At 53.3% G+C, this 16,159-nt stretch carries 12 protein-coding genes; 6 read left to right on the top strand and 6 right to left on the bottom strand.

Going from position 1 to position 16,159, the window contains the following annotated elements:
- Positions 1 to 43: 43 nt before the first annotated feature.
- A complete protein-coding gene (locus tag FPZ49_RS22935; RefSeq protein ID WP_144851433.1) occupies positions 44 to 1,159 on the bottom strand; it encodes an aminopeptidase in 1,116 nt (371 codons plus the stop codon).
- Positions 1,160 to 1,235: 76 nt separating this feature from the next.
- Complete coding sequence (locus FPZ49_RS22930; RefSeq protein ID WP_144851431.1) at positions 1,236 to 2,102, bottom strand: AraC family transcriptional regulator; 867 nt, start codon at positions 2,100 to 2,102, stop codon at positions 1,236 to 1,238.
- 142 nt (positions 2,103 to 2,244) lie between these two features.
- Here FPZ49_RS22930 and FPZ49_RS22925 point away from each other — a divergent pair, with 142 nt between their 5' ends.
- From FPZ49_RS22925 to FPZ49_RS22910, 4 genes are all read left to right on the top strand, one after another.
- Positions 2,245 to 3,531, top strand: coding sequence for a Gfo/Idh/MocA family oxidoreductase (locus FPZ49_RS22925; protein ID WP_144851429.1), 1,287 nt, complete (start codon positions 2,245 to 2,247; stop codon positions 3,529 to 3,531).
- 137 nt (positions 3,532 to 3,668) lie between these two features.
- A complete protein-coding gene (locus FPZ49_RS22920; protein ID WP_144851427.1) occupies positions 3,669 to 4,733 on the top strand; it encodes an AbrB family transcriptional regulator in 1,065 nt (354 codons plus the stop codon).
- A 62-nt stretch (positions 4,734 to 4,795) separates the two neighbouring features.
- Positions 4,796 to 5,113 carry a hypothetical protein gene (locus FPZ49_RS22915; protein ID WP_144851425.1) on the top strand — a complete coding sequence of 106 codons (318 nt, stop codon included), beginning with the start codon at positions 4,796 to 4,798 and terminating at the stop codon, positions 5,111 to 5,113.
- A 13-nt stretch (positions 5,114 to 5,126) separates the two neighbouring features.
- Positions 5,127 to 6,647 (top strand): protein adenylyltransferase SelO, encoded by a 1,521-nt coding sequence (locus FPZ49_RS22910; protein WP_144851423.1) that lies wholly within the window; start codon positions 5,127 to 5,129, stop codon positions 6,645 to 6,647.
- A 67-nt stretch (positions 6,648 to 6,714) separates the two neighbouring features.
- Here FPZ49_RS22910 and FPZ49_RS22905 read toward each other — a convergent pair whose 3' ends face one another.
- Both FPZ49_RS22905 and FPZ49_RS22900 read right to left on the bottom strand, forming a co-directional pair.
- Positions 6,715 to 7,707 carry an MraY family glycosyltransferase gene (locus FPZ49_RS22905; RefSeq protein WP_144851421.1) on the bottom strand — a complete coding sequence of 331 codons (993 nt, stop codon included), beginning with the start codon at positions 7,705 to 7,707 and terminating at the stop codon, positions 6,715 to 6,717.
- A 131-nt stretch (positions 7,708 to 7,838) separates the two neighbouring features.
- Positions 7,839 to 8,720 carry an AraC family transcriptional regulator gene (locus FPZ49_RS22900; RefSeq protein WP_144851419.1) on the bottom strand — a complete coding sequence of 294 codons (882 nt, stop codon included), beginning with the start codon at positions 8,718 to 8,720 and terminating at the stop codon, positions 7,839 to 7,841.
- 184 nt (positions 8,721 to 8,904) lie between these two features.
- Here FPZ49_RS22900 and FPZ49_RS22895 point away from each other — a divergent pair, with 184 nt between their 5' ends.
- The gene (locus tag FPZ49_RS22895; RefSeq protein ID WP_144851417.1) at positions 8,905 to 10,404 is read left to right on the top strand and encodes a tagaturonate epimerase family protein; all 1,500 of its coding nucleotides are present in this window, start codon (positions 8,905 to 8,907) and stop codon (positions 10,402 to 10,404) included.
- Between the two features lie 38 nt (positions 10,405 to 10,442).
- On the top strand, positions 10,443 to 11,855 hold the full coding sequence (gene uxaC / locus FPZ49_RS22890) for a glucuronate isomerase (protein WP_144851415.1): 1,413 nt from the start codon (positions 10,443 to 10,445) through the stop codon (positions 11,853 to 11,855).
- A gap of 113 nt (positions 11,856 to 11,968) precedes the next feature.
- Here the strand turns inward: uxaC and FPZ49_RS22885 are convergent, their stop codons facing one another.
- Positions 11,969 to 14,989, bottom strand: coding sequence for a response regulator (locus tag FPZ49_RS22885; RefSeq protein WP_144851413.1), 3,021 nt, complete (start codon positions 14,987 to 14,989; stop codon positions 11,969 to 11,971).
- Positions 14,986 to 16,143: a BMP family ABC transporter substrate-binding protein gene (locus tag FPZ49_RS22880; protein ID WP_144851411.1), complete on the bottom strand. Its 1,158-nt coding sequence runs from the start codon at positions 16,141 to 16,143 to the stop codon at positions 14,986 to 14,988. The genes FPZ49_RS22885 and FPZ49_RS22880 overlap by 4 nt, the downstream gene beginning before the upstream one ends.
- Positions 16,144 to 16,159 lie beyond the last annotated feature (16 nt).

Genomic DNA, 16,159 nt, shown 5'->3' with positions numbered 1-16,159 from the left:
CTCTTGAGATCCGTGTCTCAGGAGGGTTTTGCAGTTCTCCAGCCTATTTCAAATTCTCCGGATTTAAGCATTCCAGTTCAGGGATCACGAAACGACCGTCCTTGCGAATGAGCTTGTCGTCGAAGTAGATTTCGCCCCCGCCATATTCAGGCCGCTGGATGACCACCATATCCCAGTGAATGCTGGAGACGTTGCCGTTGTAGGCCTCATCGTAGCTTTGTCCTGGGGTGAAGTGGAAGGAGCCGTCAATTTTTTCATCGAACAAAATATCCTTCATCGGCTCTTGAATGAATGGATTCACGCCGATCGCAAATTCTCCGATATATCGTGCGCCTTCATCCGTATCAAAGATTTTATTGATGCGATCCGTATCATTGGAGGTTGCTTCCACAATTTTACCATTTTCAAAACGAAGCTGAACGTTATCGAATACAAAGCCGTTATAAGGGCTTGGCGTGTTGTAGGAGATGACCCCATTCACGCTATCGCGAACTGGAGCTGTGAACACTTCACCGTCAGGCAGGTTCATTTCGCCGGCACATTTGATCGCTGGAATATTTTTAATGGAGAATGTCAGATCCGTGCCTTTAGCCGTCAACCGCACCTTGTCGGTTTTATTCATCAGATCGACTAAAGCGTCCATCGCTTTGCTCATTCTCGAATAGTCCATGGTGCAAACGTCGAAATACAATTTCTCAAATGCTTCCGTGCTCATGGACGCTAGCTGCGACATCGAGGAGGTTGGATAGCGGAGAACCACCCATTTGGTTTTCTTCACTCGCAGGTTCGAATGGACTTTGTGATTGTATAAGGCGTTGTATAATTTCATTTTTTGGTCCGGAACATCTGACAGCTCATAAATATTAGAGCCGCCACGCACTCCGATATATGCCTGCATCATCGACATTTGGGCCGCATCGAATTCCGCCCACGTCTTCATTTGCTCTTCGGTGGCCTCCTTAACCAATTCACGGATGACTTGGTGGTCCCGAAGGTTTACGAACGGTCTGCCTCCGGCACTATGTATTTTTTGAACAATGGCTCTTACCAGCGCATTATCAATTCCAAACGCTTCAACTAATACATTTTCCCCGGGCTGCACTCGCGTCGAATAGTTCACAAGGACATCCGCTAATCGTTCTAATCGTGGATCTAACATTTGGCTCACCCTTTTATCATAGATTCAGTATTATTATATTCAATTTTTCCCAAGAATCCTAATTACATATGTTTCGTTACCCATCAGAGGTGACCGATTTGCGGTACTGGAGCGGGGAATGGCCCGTGAACGACTTGAACACCCGGCCAAAATGCGTCCCACTGTCAAAGCCGACTTTGCCCGCCACATCCGAGATCGGCAGGGCGGTGGTCTGCAGCAGCTTTTGCGCTTCATGCACCCGCAGGCGCTGGATATACTCGACGAGGGTAAAGCCCGTCACCTCTTTAAAAATGCGGCACAAATAATAAGGGCTGATGTGAAAATGCTCCGAGAGCGTCTTGAGCGACAACGGTTCGGGGTAGTGCTCGTTAATGTGCCTGACGATGTCGGACACCTTGCGGTGCAGCGATGTCGGATGCTCCGCCCGGGCGGTTTGTTCGGCAGAGGTAGCCGCCGCATGGCGGAATAACCAGATAAGCAGCTCGGTCATCAGCAGCTTGATGTAGCCTTCGGAGCCGGGATCTTTTTTATCCTGCTCGGTTAGCATGGCCGTGATCAGCTGCTGCACATGCGCTTGATCGCGTCCTTCGGGCCGCACGATCGGGAAGCCGCTGAAGACGGAGAGGAGATCGATCTCCATCTCGCTGAGCATGCTTTTGAGCCATACCGGCTTGAAATTGATGAGCACTCTCTCGTGCTGGGGGCTGTAGGCCTCAATGGTTTTGTGCAGCACCTTCGGCTCGATCAGCACTAAATCGCCTTCACGTACGAGATAGGAGCGATCTTTTATAAAATAGTACCGGCTCCCCGATTTCATGTAATAAATTTCATATGAATCGTGCGAATGGTTCTGCTGCATGTTGTAGCTTCCGGTGCGCGAGGCGTGCTCGAGAAGAAAACGGGCTTCCCCGGGGTTCCCAGTAAGTGGTGGCTGATCGGGCATTTGACATGTTCCTTCCTTCGAACTCTTCAGGATTAGGGCAATATATGTTGAAAAAGTGAAAATTTAAGCAAATTAAGTGCTGTTTCCGCTATAATCTTGCGCTATACTGCAACTATATCATATTCCTGAGGAGGAACCCTAGATGTCGAAGCGTAAAACCTATGCCTTAATAGGGACTGGCGGCCGGGCACAATTTTTCTATAAAGCGATTGTTCGTGATTTCAATGACACTTCCGAGCTGGTCGCCTTCTGCGATGTGAACCAAACACGAATGGACTATGCCAACAAGGTGATTGGCGAGCTGGGCGCAAAGCCGGTTCCAACCTATAAAGCAAGCGAGTTTGACCGAATGATCGAGGAGATCAAGCCGGATACATTGATCGTGACCACGGTGGACCGTACGCATCATCAATACATTATTCGTGCGATGCAGTTGGGCTGCGATGTCATTTCGGAAAAGCCGATGACTGTGGATGAAGAGAAGTGCCAGGCGATTTTGGATGCGATTAAGGAAACGGGCCGCAACCTGCGCGTGACGTTCAACTACCGTTACTCCCCGCACAATACGAAAATCCGCGAGCTGATCATGGACGGCGCCATCGGCGATGTAACCTCGGTTCACTTCGAGTGGCTGCTCAATACGAAGCATGGCGCGGACTATTTCCGCCGTTGGCACCGGGATAAGCGCAACAGCGGCGGCCTGTTGGTCCATAAGTCGACGCACCATTTCGATTTGGTGAACTTCTGGCTCGGATCGCAGCCGAAGACGGTGTTCGCTCTGGGAGATCTGCGTTTTTACGGCCGTGAAAATGCCGAGCAGCGCGGTGTAACCGAGTTTTATTCCCGTTCCCATGGCAGCAAGGCGGCCGAGAATGATCATTTTGCTCTGCATCTGGAGAAAAATGAGAACCTGAAGGCGATGTACCTCGACGCGGAGCATGAAGACGGCTATTTCCGCGATCAAAGCGTGTTCGGCGACGGCATCAACATCGAAGATACGATGGGCGTTACGGTACAGTACCGCAATAAGGCACTTTTGACCTACAACCTGTATGCATACGCACCATGGGAAGGGTTCCGCGTCGCGTTCAACGGTACGAAGGGCCGGATCGAGATGGACGTAGTCGAGGCTTCCTATGTCAACTCGGGCGGCGATCAAGCGCTCGAAGGTGCTGTCGTTGGGAAAAAAATCACCGTGCACCCGATCTTCGAAGCGCCGTATGAGGTGAAGGTGGAAGAAAAGAAAGGCGGACACGGCGGCGGCGACCCTGTGCTGCTCAACGACTTGTTCGGAACACCGGAGCCGGACCGCTTCAACCGTGCGGCTTCGCACGTTGACGGTGCGATGTCCATTCTGACCGGCATCGCCGGCAATAAATCGATTCGTACCGGACTTCCGGTTCAAGTTGCAGACTTGGTTCGCTTCTAGGAGTTAGGGCAAATAACAGGAATTGAAAAAACGCCGGTTCAAGCATATCCTTAGAAGGGGAGGCTTGAACCGGCTTTGTTTTTTTGAAGGGCACTTGTTACTATGGTTACTATGGGAACGGAAAGAAGGTCGTCTTCATGATCAACCTATTTGAGACGGTGGCGGTGACCTTGCTCGGGGGATGGCTGTTCAGCCTGGTGCACATCCCGCTGAGCTGGATGCTCGGACCGCTGACCGCCGTTTTACTATGGCAGGGCTTCACTAAGCGCTCGCTGGCTTGGCCGATCAGCTACCGCAACGGCGGGCTTGTGCTGCTCGGCTACAGCATGGGGCTGGCGTTCACCGCCGACAGCGCCATGCAGATCGTTACGCAGCTGCCGTCGATGCTGCTGGCGACCGTGCTGACCGTCAGCTTCAGCATCGCTTCGGCCTTTGTCATTTCCCGCCAAAGCGGCATCAGCCTGTCTAGCGGCATCATCGGCAGCATTCCCGGCGGCCTGTCGCAGATGGTCGTGCTCAGCGAAGAGATCGAAGGCGCGGACCAGACGGTCGTCGCCTTTATGCAGACCATCCGGCTGCTGAGCGTCATCTTCGTCGTGCCGTTCCTCGCGGTACACGGGCTCGCGCACCCTGACGCGACGGCGGCGCTGCCGCAGGCCGCCGCAGCGGCGACCGCCCACCCGATGCCGTGGTGGGCGATCCCGATCGTGGCCGCGTTCGTGCTGGCCGCGGCCTGGCTCGCCGTGCGGCTGAAGCTGCCCACGCCGTGGTTTCTCGGGCCGATCCTAGCCTCGGCCCTGCTCACCATCGGCGGCTGGCCGCCGCCGCACCTGCCTACGCCGCTCATCCTCGCGGCGCAGTGGAGCCTCGGCATCTTCCTGGGCCTCGGCATCAAATTCAGCGCGCTCGCAGGCTGGCGGCGCTTATTGCCGTACTCGCTCGCCGGCGGCATCGCGATTGTGGCCTTCTCGCTGGCGCTATCGTACGGCCTCAGCCTGGTGCAGCCGATCAGCATCGTGACCGGCTTCCTCAGCACCTCGCCCGGCGGTATGACCGAGATGGGCGTCACAGCCACGGCGGTGCAGGCGGACGTATCGATGGTCGTAGCTTATCAAATGTTCCGCATTTTGTTCATCCTGTTCGTGGTGCCTTATGTGCTGCGTTGGGGGTTACGAGGCCGGCGCGAGCTGAGCAGCAAGTAAGCAGGGGAAGGTTGTTTGGGCTATTGAGGTTATTTTGAATGAGCTGGAGGCAGTAAAGAATTATGAGTCAACGCTATCGTATTACAAGGGAATTTCGTGAGAACAGCGGAAAGGATGCGCAGCCGCAGACTATAACGCTGGAAGAATGCAAGCAATATTTTGCGTTCAAGCCGGACTTTTCGTATACCTCCATATATACCGTAACCGGACAAACGACGATGTCCGTTGAAGGGGATTTCTTTATGTGGAGTCTGGAGGAGGCGAAGATCCCGTTCCGGTATTTTCAAGGCGATATTTATGTGTTGGGAACGAATGAAGCCGTCATTCCGATGATGCTCGAGGTGGCAAGCGAGCTGGGTGCGGATGTGGCGGAAGGATAAAGGAGATGCTCCAATGACAAAACAAGATGAAAGTCTCCAGCCGGGCTGGAACCCTCATGCGGTACCAGAGCAACATGAAGGTCTCCAGCCGGGCTGGAACTTCGATAACAGCTACGCTCAGCTGCCTCAGATTTTCCATACCGCTACGAATCCGACACCGGTCAACGAGCCGAAGCTGATCGTGCTCAATCGTCCGCTTGCGGCCACGCTAGGACTTAACACGAAAGCACTGGAAAGCGAGGAGGGCGCAGCGGTGTTTGCCGGCAACGCGATTCCCGAAGGGGCGTCACCTTTGGCAGAAGCGTACGCAGGGCATCAGTTTGGGCATTTCACGATGCTGGGGGACGGCCGGGCGCTGCTGCTCGGCGAGCAGATCACCCCGCAAGGGGAGCGGGTGGATATCCAGCTCAAAGGCTCGGGGCCAACGCCGTACTCGCGCCGGGGAGACGGCCGTGCAGCCGTAGGACCGATGCTGCGCGAGTATATCATCAGCGAAGCAATGCATGCGCTGAGGATTGCAACGACTCGCAGCTTGGCAGTGGCAGCGACCGGCGAGACAATCGCGCGGGAAAAATTTCTGCCCGGCGCCGTTTTAACCCGCGTGGCGGCCAGCCATATTCGCGTCGGGACGTTTCAATTCGCGGCCCGCTGGGGGACAGTGGAGGATCTTCGCGCACTAGCGGACTACACGCTTCAGCGGCATTACCTTCACGTCAAAGCGGATGAGAACCGCTATCTTAGCCTGCTCCAAGAGGTGATCAAGCGCCAAGCGGCGCTGATTGCCAAGTGGCAGTTGGTTGGCTTTATCCACGGGGTGATGAACACCGACAACATGGCGATCAGCGGTGAAACGATCGATTACGGCCCATGCGCGTTCATGGATACGTATGATCCGGAAACAGTGTTCAGTTCGATCGACCAGCAGGGCCGTTATGCTTATGGCAATCAGCCGTATATCGGCGGGTGGAATCTCGCGCGGTTCGCGGAAACGCTTATACCGCTTCTGCATGACGATCAGGAGCAGGCGCTACAGCTGGCTCAGGATGCGATATCGGGCTATACGCCGCAGTATCAAGCGAATTGGCTTGCAGGGATGAGAAAGAAGCTGGGCCTCTTGAACGAGGAGGAGCAAGACGAAGCGCTGGTCGAGGAATTGCTCAATCTGATGCAAAAATACGAAGCGGATTTCACCAACACCTTCCGTGCGTTAACGTTTAGCAAGCTGGAAGGGGCCGTCTTGTTCGAGACCCCTGAATTCACCCAGTGGCATGAACAGTGGCAGGCGAGACTCGGCAGGCAGTCAGAATCGCAGGAGGCCGCGCACCAGCTGATGCGCAGCAGCAATCCGGCGGTGATCCCTCGGAATCACCGGGTGGAGGAAGCGCTGGAGGCGGCGATGGAGCGCCAAGACTACAGCGTGATGGAGCGGCTGCTCGCAGCTTTGGCCAATCCCTACGCGCACTCCCCTGAGCAGGAGGAGTACACGACACTGTCAGCTTGCACTTGGCCTTACCAAACATTTTGCGGCACGTGATTTGGAAAATACCACCTGACACGAACAAAGACCCTGACCACCTCTGGCCAGGGTCTTTCACATATGTTCACACCGATAGAAGCAGCAAAATGATCGACGTCAAGCCGAAGCACGTGTTGATCAAGCACAAGAACAGCACAACCTGCTTCGGGCTCAGTCCGGTTTTTAGCAGCCGGTAATGCGCTTGGCTCGCGTCCGCCAAATAGATAGGCTTGCCGTTCTTCAGCCGCTTGAAGACGACGAACAAATTATCGAAAATCGGCACGCCCAGCGCGAGAATCGGAATGAGCAGCGACAGCACCGTGGCTTGCTTGAACGCTCCATCAAGGGCAATGACCGCGAGCAGGAAGCCGAACAACGTCGCTCCCGCGTCGCCCATGAACACCTTCGCCGGCGGCTTGTTGTAGCGAAGATACGCCAGCGCTGCACCGACCAAGATGATCGCCATCATCGCGGAGTCCGTTTGACCCTTTGCCACGGCGACGATAAACAGCGTGACGGCGGCAATCGCCGATAAGCCCCCGGCCAGTCCGTCCATCCCATCGGAGAAGTTGATCACCGTGGTCACGCCAAAAATCCAAGTGACCGTAAAGAAAAACTGCAGCCAAACCGGCAAAATCAATTCATTGCCTGTAAACGGGTTATGGAAGCCGTAAAACACAACGCCGGAGCAGTACACGATCACAGCCGCCGCAACCTGCACGATCAGCTTCGGCAAAGCGGGAAATTCCTTGCCGCGCGTTTTATACCAATCATCGATGGTTCCGATGGCGAGGATCAGCAGCGAGCCCGATAACAATCCAGCCGTCTGCTTCCAGTCGTCCTTCACAAAGAACAGGTACGCGCAGACGAACCCGGCAAAAATGGCGAGCGCCGCAGTTAAGGGGATCGGATCGCGGTGTATTTTTCGCTCGACATTGGGCTTAGGCTTGTCCACGAAGTCGATGCGAAACGCAAGCTTGCGTAAGGGAGGAATGAGCAGCAGAACAATGAAAAAGGACACTAGAAACGCTAACACGTACAGCAATGGAATCCCTCCTGATGGTGATAGGTGACACATTACGCAGTATAGCCAAATTATAGCATACGGGCTGCAGCTTACAATCTTCTTGTGGTGATATCAGCGTTCCGTCAGCATCCGAGGTCTTTTCTCATAATCTCCGCGCATCCCGCGCCGAGCTTGCTAAGCAATTATCGGTTCAGCTTCCGGTACTCCAGCGGGGTCAGACCGGTCAGCTTCTTAAACATGCGGCCGAAATGAGCAATATTTTCAAATCCGACGGCGTCTGCGATCTCGATAATCTTGAGCTTCGTTTCCTTCAAGAGGCGCTGCGCTTCCTTGATCCGGGTCGTATTGACATACTCCACGAACGTGAAGCCCGTCACCTCCCGAAACGCACGGCTTAAGTAGTAGGGGCTCATGTAAAATTTCTCCGACAATCCGGCCAGCGTCATCGGCTCATCGAATTTGTCGTTTATATGCCGGATCACCTCGGATATTTTCTTATGCATCGGGCTCGCTTGCTCGAAAGCCGCCGTTTCCTGCCGCTCCGCGCATCGTCCGGCAAACAGCAGAAGCTCCATCAAGAGCAGCTTGACATAGGTTTCATAGCCTGTCGCTTTGTCCTTGAGCTCCTGCGTCATTTTGTTCATCAGCTGCTGGACGAAAATCTGCTCCTGCAGCTTCAGCCGAAACACCGGAGTAGACTGGGAAAATGCGGCGAATAAAGCAGGCGTATACAGGGGATGCTCTTTCCCGGGGGTGAAGTCCGATTTCGCCTGACTCATGCCTAGGAAACGGTCACTAAAATTAATGACAATCCGCTCATGGCCCGGCTCGCCGACGTCCTGCGTTTTATGCAAATCCAGCTTATCTACGAATACCAGATCACCAGGGGAAATGAGGTAGGATCGGTCTTTAATGAAATAAGTGCGCTGTCCCGCCAGCAAAAAGTAAATTTCGTACGTCCCGTGATAATGATTCGTCCGCTCAAAGGGCTCCGTCCGTTTTACATGCTGGATATAAAAATCGTCCTCCTCCGCGCCGTAATTCAGCTCGATGGTTTCGCTCATCGCTGTCTGCCTCTCTTCCGTAGCTACTGTGGTCACAATGCTTTTATTGTAGCAGAAAAATTCAAAAAGACACAGCAAGAAAAGCATATGTTGCACGTTAAACGAGCAAGATTAGTCATGAAATTAAACTATTTTTGCGTTAAAATAAGTGAGGAAACATATTCTCTTGAGGAGGTCCTATTTCATGGGCAAGTTTCAACCGATTATCGAAGCCCTGGCCGCAGGAAACGTAACAGGCATCAGCGGCGGCGAAGTGAAAGTATACGCGCAGTCTTTGGAGGAGTCCGGCTCCACCAAGCTGCTCATGATCAAGGACAACGCAAGCCACACGAAATACATAGTAGCTGTGGGCGAAGGCGAGCTGTACGATGCGCTTGAAGGCGAAGTACAGGATGGCGGCAAATTGTGTCCGCTTACACACGCGAATCGTCTGGTGCTCAACAAGTACTTCCCATACACGGCTCCACGTGCATTCGGTACGCAAATCGCAACCATCGGTCTTGGCGATCGTCTGGGCATTGCTTCCCCTGGTCACATCAGAACGGTCAAAGGCCGTGACGTTCGTCCGATCCTGGCGCAGCAAAGTATCCGCGAGCTGAACCTGACTGGCCGCGACTACAAGCAAGTCGTTGACGCAGCTTGCTACGCAGCATTCCAAGAAGGCTACAAAGACGGCTTCGGCGCAGACGGCGACCACTTGAAGGTGGAAGCGGACATCGAGATGTCCATCGGTCTTGGCTTCACGATGCTTACGCTGGACTGCTCCGAGAAAATCGACAACAGCATTGAAGGCAGTTCTGCTGCCGAGCAAGAAGCGAAGTATAATCAGCTTCCAGAATCCGTACGCAGCCACTACGAAGCACGCTACTTGAACCAAGCGTTCCCGGCAGCAGGCACGACGATCTCCTTTGATCGCGAGACGCTGATCAAGAACGTTTTGATCTATGGCGCAGCTATCGACTTCATGGAGCATGTGTATAATACTTACATCGTTACCGCAGGCCGCGAAATCGACTTCGAAATCTCGATCGACGAAACGGCTACTCCTACAGCGCCTGAATCGCACTTCTTCGTTGCTAAAGAGCTGTACAGCCGCGGCATGACGATCTACAGCATGGCTCCACGCTTCTGCGGCGAGTTCCAGAAGGGGATCGACTACATTGGCGACATCGCGCAATTCGAGAAAGAATTGGTTATCCACGCTGGTTTGGCCGACGACTTCGGGTACAAGCTCAGCATTCACTCCGGCAGCGACAAGTTCAGCGTATTTGCCCTGATCGGCCAATACACCAAAGGTCGTTTCCATGTGAAGACAGCCGGCACCAACTGGCTCGAAGCCGTTCGCACGTTGGCTAAAGTGAACCCTTCCCTGTACCGCAAAATGCATCAGTATGCGCTGGATCATTTTGAAGAAGCTACGGCTTACTACCATGTTAAAGCTGAGCTGGACAAGATCGCTCCGCTGAGCGAAGTAGCTGATGCCGACCTGCACACGTACATGGACGAAGAAAATGCACGTCAATTGATCCACATCACCTACGGTATCTTGCTGCAAGCTAAGGATGCACAAGGCAATTCCTTGTTCAAGGACGAGTTCTTCCGCACGCTGAGCGAGCAAGAGGAAGCTTATGCGCAATCGCTGATCAGCCACATCGGCAAGCACTTGGATCTGTTGGGCAAGTAAATCAGTAAAACAAACTAACTAACGGGAGGCGTTCTCGAATGAAACCGTTTTTGGATGATAACTTTTTGCTGAATAACGAAACGGCAGTGAAGCTGTATCATGAATACGCAAAGCAAATGCCGATTATCGACTACCACTGCCACTTGAGTCCGCAAGAAATTTATGAAAACATTCGTTTCTCCAACTTGACGGAAGCTTGGCTGTATGGTGACCACTACAAGTGGCGCGTCATGAGAGCGAATGGGGCAGAAGAGCAGTACGTTACTGGCGGCGAAGGCGCAAGCGACTACGATCGATTCCTGGCCTATGCCAAAACCGTTCCTAACGCCATCGGCAACCCGCTGTACCACTGGTCCCACCTCGAGCTGCAGCGCTTCTTCGGCGTGTACGAGCTGATTAATGAGAAGAACGCTCCGGTCATCTGGGAAAAGGTTAACGCACAGCTGAACGGCGAAGGCTTCGCAGCCCGTGATTTAATCACCAAGTCGAACGTTAAAGTGGTCTGCACCACTGACGACCCGACGGATTCCTTGGAGTACCACATCAAGATCAAGGATATCAAGGATTTTGAGTGCAAAGTATTGCCGTCCTTCCGTCCTGACAAAGGCCTTGAGATCAACCGTCCAACATTTGTGCCATGGGTACAAAAGCTTGAGCAAGCTGCCAGCCAAAAAGTAAGCAATTACGATGAATTCCTGGCTGCCATGGAATCCCGTGTACGTTTCTTCCACTCGATCGGCGGCCGCGTATCCGACCATGCTTTGGACTTCGTGCCATTTGCTGAAACGAACAAAGACGAAGCAGCAGCGATTTTTGCCAAAGCGCTGCAAGGACAAGCCGTTAGCTTCGAAGAAGAGAATAAGTACAAAACGTATACTTACACGTTCCTCGGCAAGCTGTATGCTGAGCTCGGCTGGGTCATGCAGTTCCATATCAGCGCTCACCGTGCGAACAACACTCGTATGCTCGCGAAGCTGGGTCCGGATACGGGCTACGACTCGATCAACGACACGAACATCGCCGGTCCGCTTGCAAGGCTGCTGGACGGCTTGGCTAGCACCGACTCGCTGCCAAAAACGATCCTGTACTCGCTTAATCCGAAGGATCATTACGTCCTTGCCTCGTTGATGGGCAGCTTCCAGGGCGGCGGCGTAGCTGGCAAACTCCAGCTCGGATCGGCTTGGTGGTTCCTCGATACGAAGCTCGGCATGATTGAGCAAATGAACGCGCTCGCGAACAATGGACTGCTCAGCCGCTTCGTAGGGATGCTGACGGATTCCCGCAGTCTGCTGTCTTACCCAAGACACGAGTACTTCCGCCGCATTCTTTGCAACCTGATCGGCGAATGGGTCGAGGACGGCGAAGCGCCTAACGACATGGAGCTGCTCGGAAACATGGTCCAAAATATTTCCTACACGAACGCGAAGGAATACTTCGATTTCGGTCTCTAATATTTAAGTTTTATTGCATAAGTAAAGAGGACGGCCAGCAATGGCGTCCTCTTTTTTTTGCATTTACATCACAAAAAGGCCTCCGCTCGAAAGCGGAGACCTCTGTGCTCTTATTACACATAAGTAATCTCCAAATGCGCCAAATACTCCCGCATCGCCTGCACGCTGATCCGGATCCAATCGGCGTTCCGGTCCTTAGCCGCTTGCTCGAGCTCCGCACCGATGTCGCTGATGCGCTCGAGGCCGTAGCTGGCGCCGGAGCCCTTGAGGCTGTGGCCGAGGATGCGGATGCTTTCATAATCGCCTGCAGCAAGCCACTGTGGAATCGTGATGAGGTTTGAACGGCGCTTCTCCAGGTAGCCAGGAATCAAGTGCTGAAAGCCTGCGTTCACATTGACCGTATTCGAGTTCGGCTGCAGCGAAGGAAGCTGCGGCAAGCTCGGTGAATGGTTAACGCTGAATTCATAGATCGCCTGCAGCAGCGTGTGCTGTGTGATCGGCTTGGTCAAATGCGCGTCACAGCCGGCATCCAGGCACTTTTGCCGATCTTCTTTAAGAGCATGGGCGGTAAGCGCATAGATCGTGAGCGGCGTCTGTCCAGTTGCTTGCTCCCAGCGCCGAATCTCCTGCGTGGCCGTATAGCCGTCCATGACCGGCATCTGCATATCCATCAGCACCAGATCGTACGTCTTTTGCTTGACCTTCTCGCAAGCCTCAGCGCCGTCGCTGGCGACATCCAGTTGATATGGCGTTTGGCCCAGCATCGTTTGAATAATGAGCTGGTTGTCGTCATTATCTTCTACGAGCAAGATGCGAAGCGGCAGCAGCGGCTGTGATGCCGGTTGGGATTGCAGGAGCTCGGAGTACAGCTGCTGCTTTTTCTCCAGCGCTTCCTTCATCATCGTGAGCAGCTCCATCTGCTTGATCGGCTTCACTAGGAATCGCTCGATCCCGAGTCGTTCCGTCTGCTTCACCGTGGTCGAAATGTTATCGGAGGAGAGCATCAGAATGGTGGTTTTAATATCCTGGTACTGCTCCTTGATTTTTTGGGCTACGTGCAGGCCGTCAAAGTCAGGCATGTGGTAGTCCAACAGGATGAATCGGTACGGATCTCCGCTGTCGATCGCATCTTTAATTTTATCCAGTGCGGTCAGCCCATGATCGGCCTCGGATACCCGGGCGCCTCGACTCGTTAATAGCTTGCTCAGAATAAACAGGTTGGTGGAATTGTCGTCCACAACCAGGATGCGAAGCCCCTGCAAAAAGTCAAACGAGGCAGGAAACGGCTCTGAAGCAGGATCGATGTCCAGCGGCACGGATAGGGTAAAGGTGCTACCGATGCCGTTCACGCTCTTCACGGTTACATCGCCCTTCATCAAGCGGGCCAAGTCGCGGGAGATCGTAAGACCCAGCCCGGTTCCGCCATATTTGCGTGTCGTCGATGCGTCGACTTGGGTAAACCGGTTGAAGATGGACTCCAATTTGTCGGCTGGAATGCCGATCCCCGTATCCCGAATGGAAAAAACAAACCGGCCGCCCTCATTTTCAAGCTGCTGATGCGTAACCGTCACGCCGATTTCTCCATTAGGCGTAAATTTTATGGCGTTGCTGACCAAATTAATTAAAATTTGTCTCAGCCGCTCCGGATCCCCGGTCACTTTATGCGGCACAGCAGAGGCGATGTCGCAGATTAGCTCCAGCCCTTTGGAATGGGCATTGATGGCCATGATTTCCATCGTTTTCTCGACCAGCTCGATAAGATCAAACGGCTCATCTTCCAGCTGCAGGTGGCCTTCCTCGATTTTGGACAAATCCAGAAGCTGATTGATTAGCTGTAAGAGCGAATCCGACGCTCGAAGGAGCGATTGCAGATAGCTGTGCTGCTGCGACGTAATCGGCGTATTTTGCAAAATCTCAGCCATCCCGATGATCGCATTCAATGGCGAACGCATCTCGTGACTCATCGCGGCTAGAAATTGGCTCTTCACCGAGGAGGCTAAGATCGCTTCATCGCGCGCAGCGGTGAGCTCCGCTTCATATCTGTTCCGCACATCCTCTGCCAGCTTCCGCTCGGTGACATCATTCAGAATGCCGGTGATTTGGTAATGGGAACCGTCAAGATCGAAGATCGGTGTGATGACGCTGTGAATCCAGCGCAGCTCGCCGTCCGGCCGAATAATTCGGTAATCTCGATCCGATTTCAGCCCCTGTGTATATTCCTCCCGCGCAGCCTCATAGATCGGCAAATCCTCCGGATGCACCAGTTCCTTCCAGCGCCCAACATGGTTGAAAAAATCTTCGAGCGGAACCCCAGTAATGGTTTCAACCGCAGGAGAAAGCTGCAGCAGCTCCATGGTTTTGAGGTTGGTGGAGAAGGCGGCGACCTCCATGCTGTCGAAAATGTTCTTCAACTGCTCTTTCGTTTGGAACAGCTCGCTATTTTTATTTTCCAGTTCCTTGGCATTTTTGCCGAGCATGTAATTTTGTTTATGGATTTTGCGGAAGGCACTGGCGATAAACCGTGAGTTGATCACCGCAATCGCAAGGATAATCAGAATGATCATTAAAGACACGATGATGACGGTCAACAGCAGCGTATGGCTGGCATCCAGAAGCTGATTGCCGGAGGACAAAATCCGTTCTTCACTGTCATCCTTCAGCGTGCTGAGCTTGTCGAACAGCGTATCCGATACTGGACGCACAAATTCCCGAAACGTTTCCTGGGCAACCAGAGGGCTGCCCCGGTCGTACACCTTGAATACCTGCTCATCGATCAGGCCGCCCATCTTTTCATTGTCCTTGATCAGCTGCGCGATTACATCCGTCGATTGACCGTTCGGGTGGTCGAGAAGCTCTTTAAAATGCTGTCCCATCGCCATCGTAACGGTGAGGTATTTTTTCTTATCCAGCTCATTGCCGGATAATAAATAGCTGCGCACGAGGGATCGCCGCTCCGAGAGCTCAAACAGGAGCTTCTGGTTCAAGCTCAAGGTCGGAAGATCGGAGGACAGCATCGTTTGCACGTTTTTGTTGAACAGGGTCATTTGATCATAGTTATACACCAGCTTACCGAGCAGCAGTATAATGACGACGCTGAAGGAAACGACGAGGAATCGCACATGGAATAACTTCATTTTGGTATCTCTCCTATGACGCCTTCAACAAAATAGTTCGTTTTATTGAGCTCTTCTTCGGTGGGCGATGCGCCTGCTGCAATGCGAACAGCTCCCGCCTGATCCTTGATGGGGCCTACGAGCGGCTTTAGCTTACCGGATTGAATGTCGCTGAGCTGGCGGCTCATGAGGTGCTTCAGCTCGTCAGGGACGCTTTGACCGAAGCTGGCCATTTGGATTACTTTTTCCGTGTCATTCTGCAAAATCAGCGACCCGTCATAGCGGCTTCCAGTGAAGCGCCCTTCTTGAGCCGTTTTGACCATATCGATGAACAGCTTGGAGCGATCGAACACGAGACCCGTCAACCAGCTTTTGGGCGCAATGTTCGAGCCGTCGACTTGATAGCCGATCGTTTTGATGCCTTGCTTTTCCGCGATTTGGTGAATCGTCTTCGTACAGTTCTGTACCTGCGTAATGACGTCAATGCCTTCATCGATCAGGTTGGTTGCTGCATCGGCTTGCTTCACGGGATCGCACCAGTTGTTAATAAACACGACCTTCGCAGTCGCCTTCGGCTGGGCCGCGCGCAGCCCGACCGTGAATGCGTTAACCTGCAGCAGAAGCCGGCTGGAAGGAAAAGCAACGACGAAGCCTGTCTTACCGCTTTTCGATTGCTTGCCTGCGGCATAGCCCATCAAGTACATCTCTTTCCAGAACGAGAAAGCAAAGGTTCCCATATTCGGAAGCGTCTGATCCCCGCCTTGCACGTAAAAAATCACTTCCGGATGCCGCTTGGCCACATTCGCTGCGAATTTCGTATAGCCGCTGGAGGTCGCAAACACGATTCGGGCGCCGGACTTGATCATATCCTCCATCGCTTTCTCCGACTCCGCGGACTCGGGAATATTCTCCTTGCGGATGATATTGAGGTCGGGAAAGGCATTGTCCACCGCGACCGTTGATTGATAAATCGCTTGATTGTATCCGAAGTCATCGGTGCCGCCCACGAACAAAAAGCCAACCGCCTTGCCATTCATACCGGGCGCCGCAGGCAATGATGATTCCGCACTAGGCTCTGCCGAAGGACTTGCCGACGACGGCTTCGCAGGGTTAGACGTACAGCCTAGTAGGAGGGAAAAAGTAAGGAAAAGGGCTAGGAGCTTTCTCAGCCTCATGGAACAGATCAGCCTT

The organism is Paenibacillus cremeus (assembly GCF_007786445.1).
Classification (GTDB): domain Bacteria; phylum Bacillota; class Bacilli; order Paenibacillales; family NBRC-103111; genus Paenibacillus_G; species Paenibacillus_G cremeus.
The sequence above is the reverse complement of the archived record's forward strand: the minus strand, read 5'-3'. Positions and strand labels throughout refer to the sequence as shown.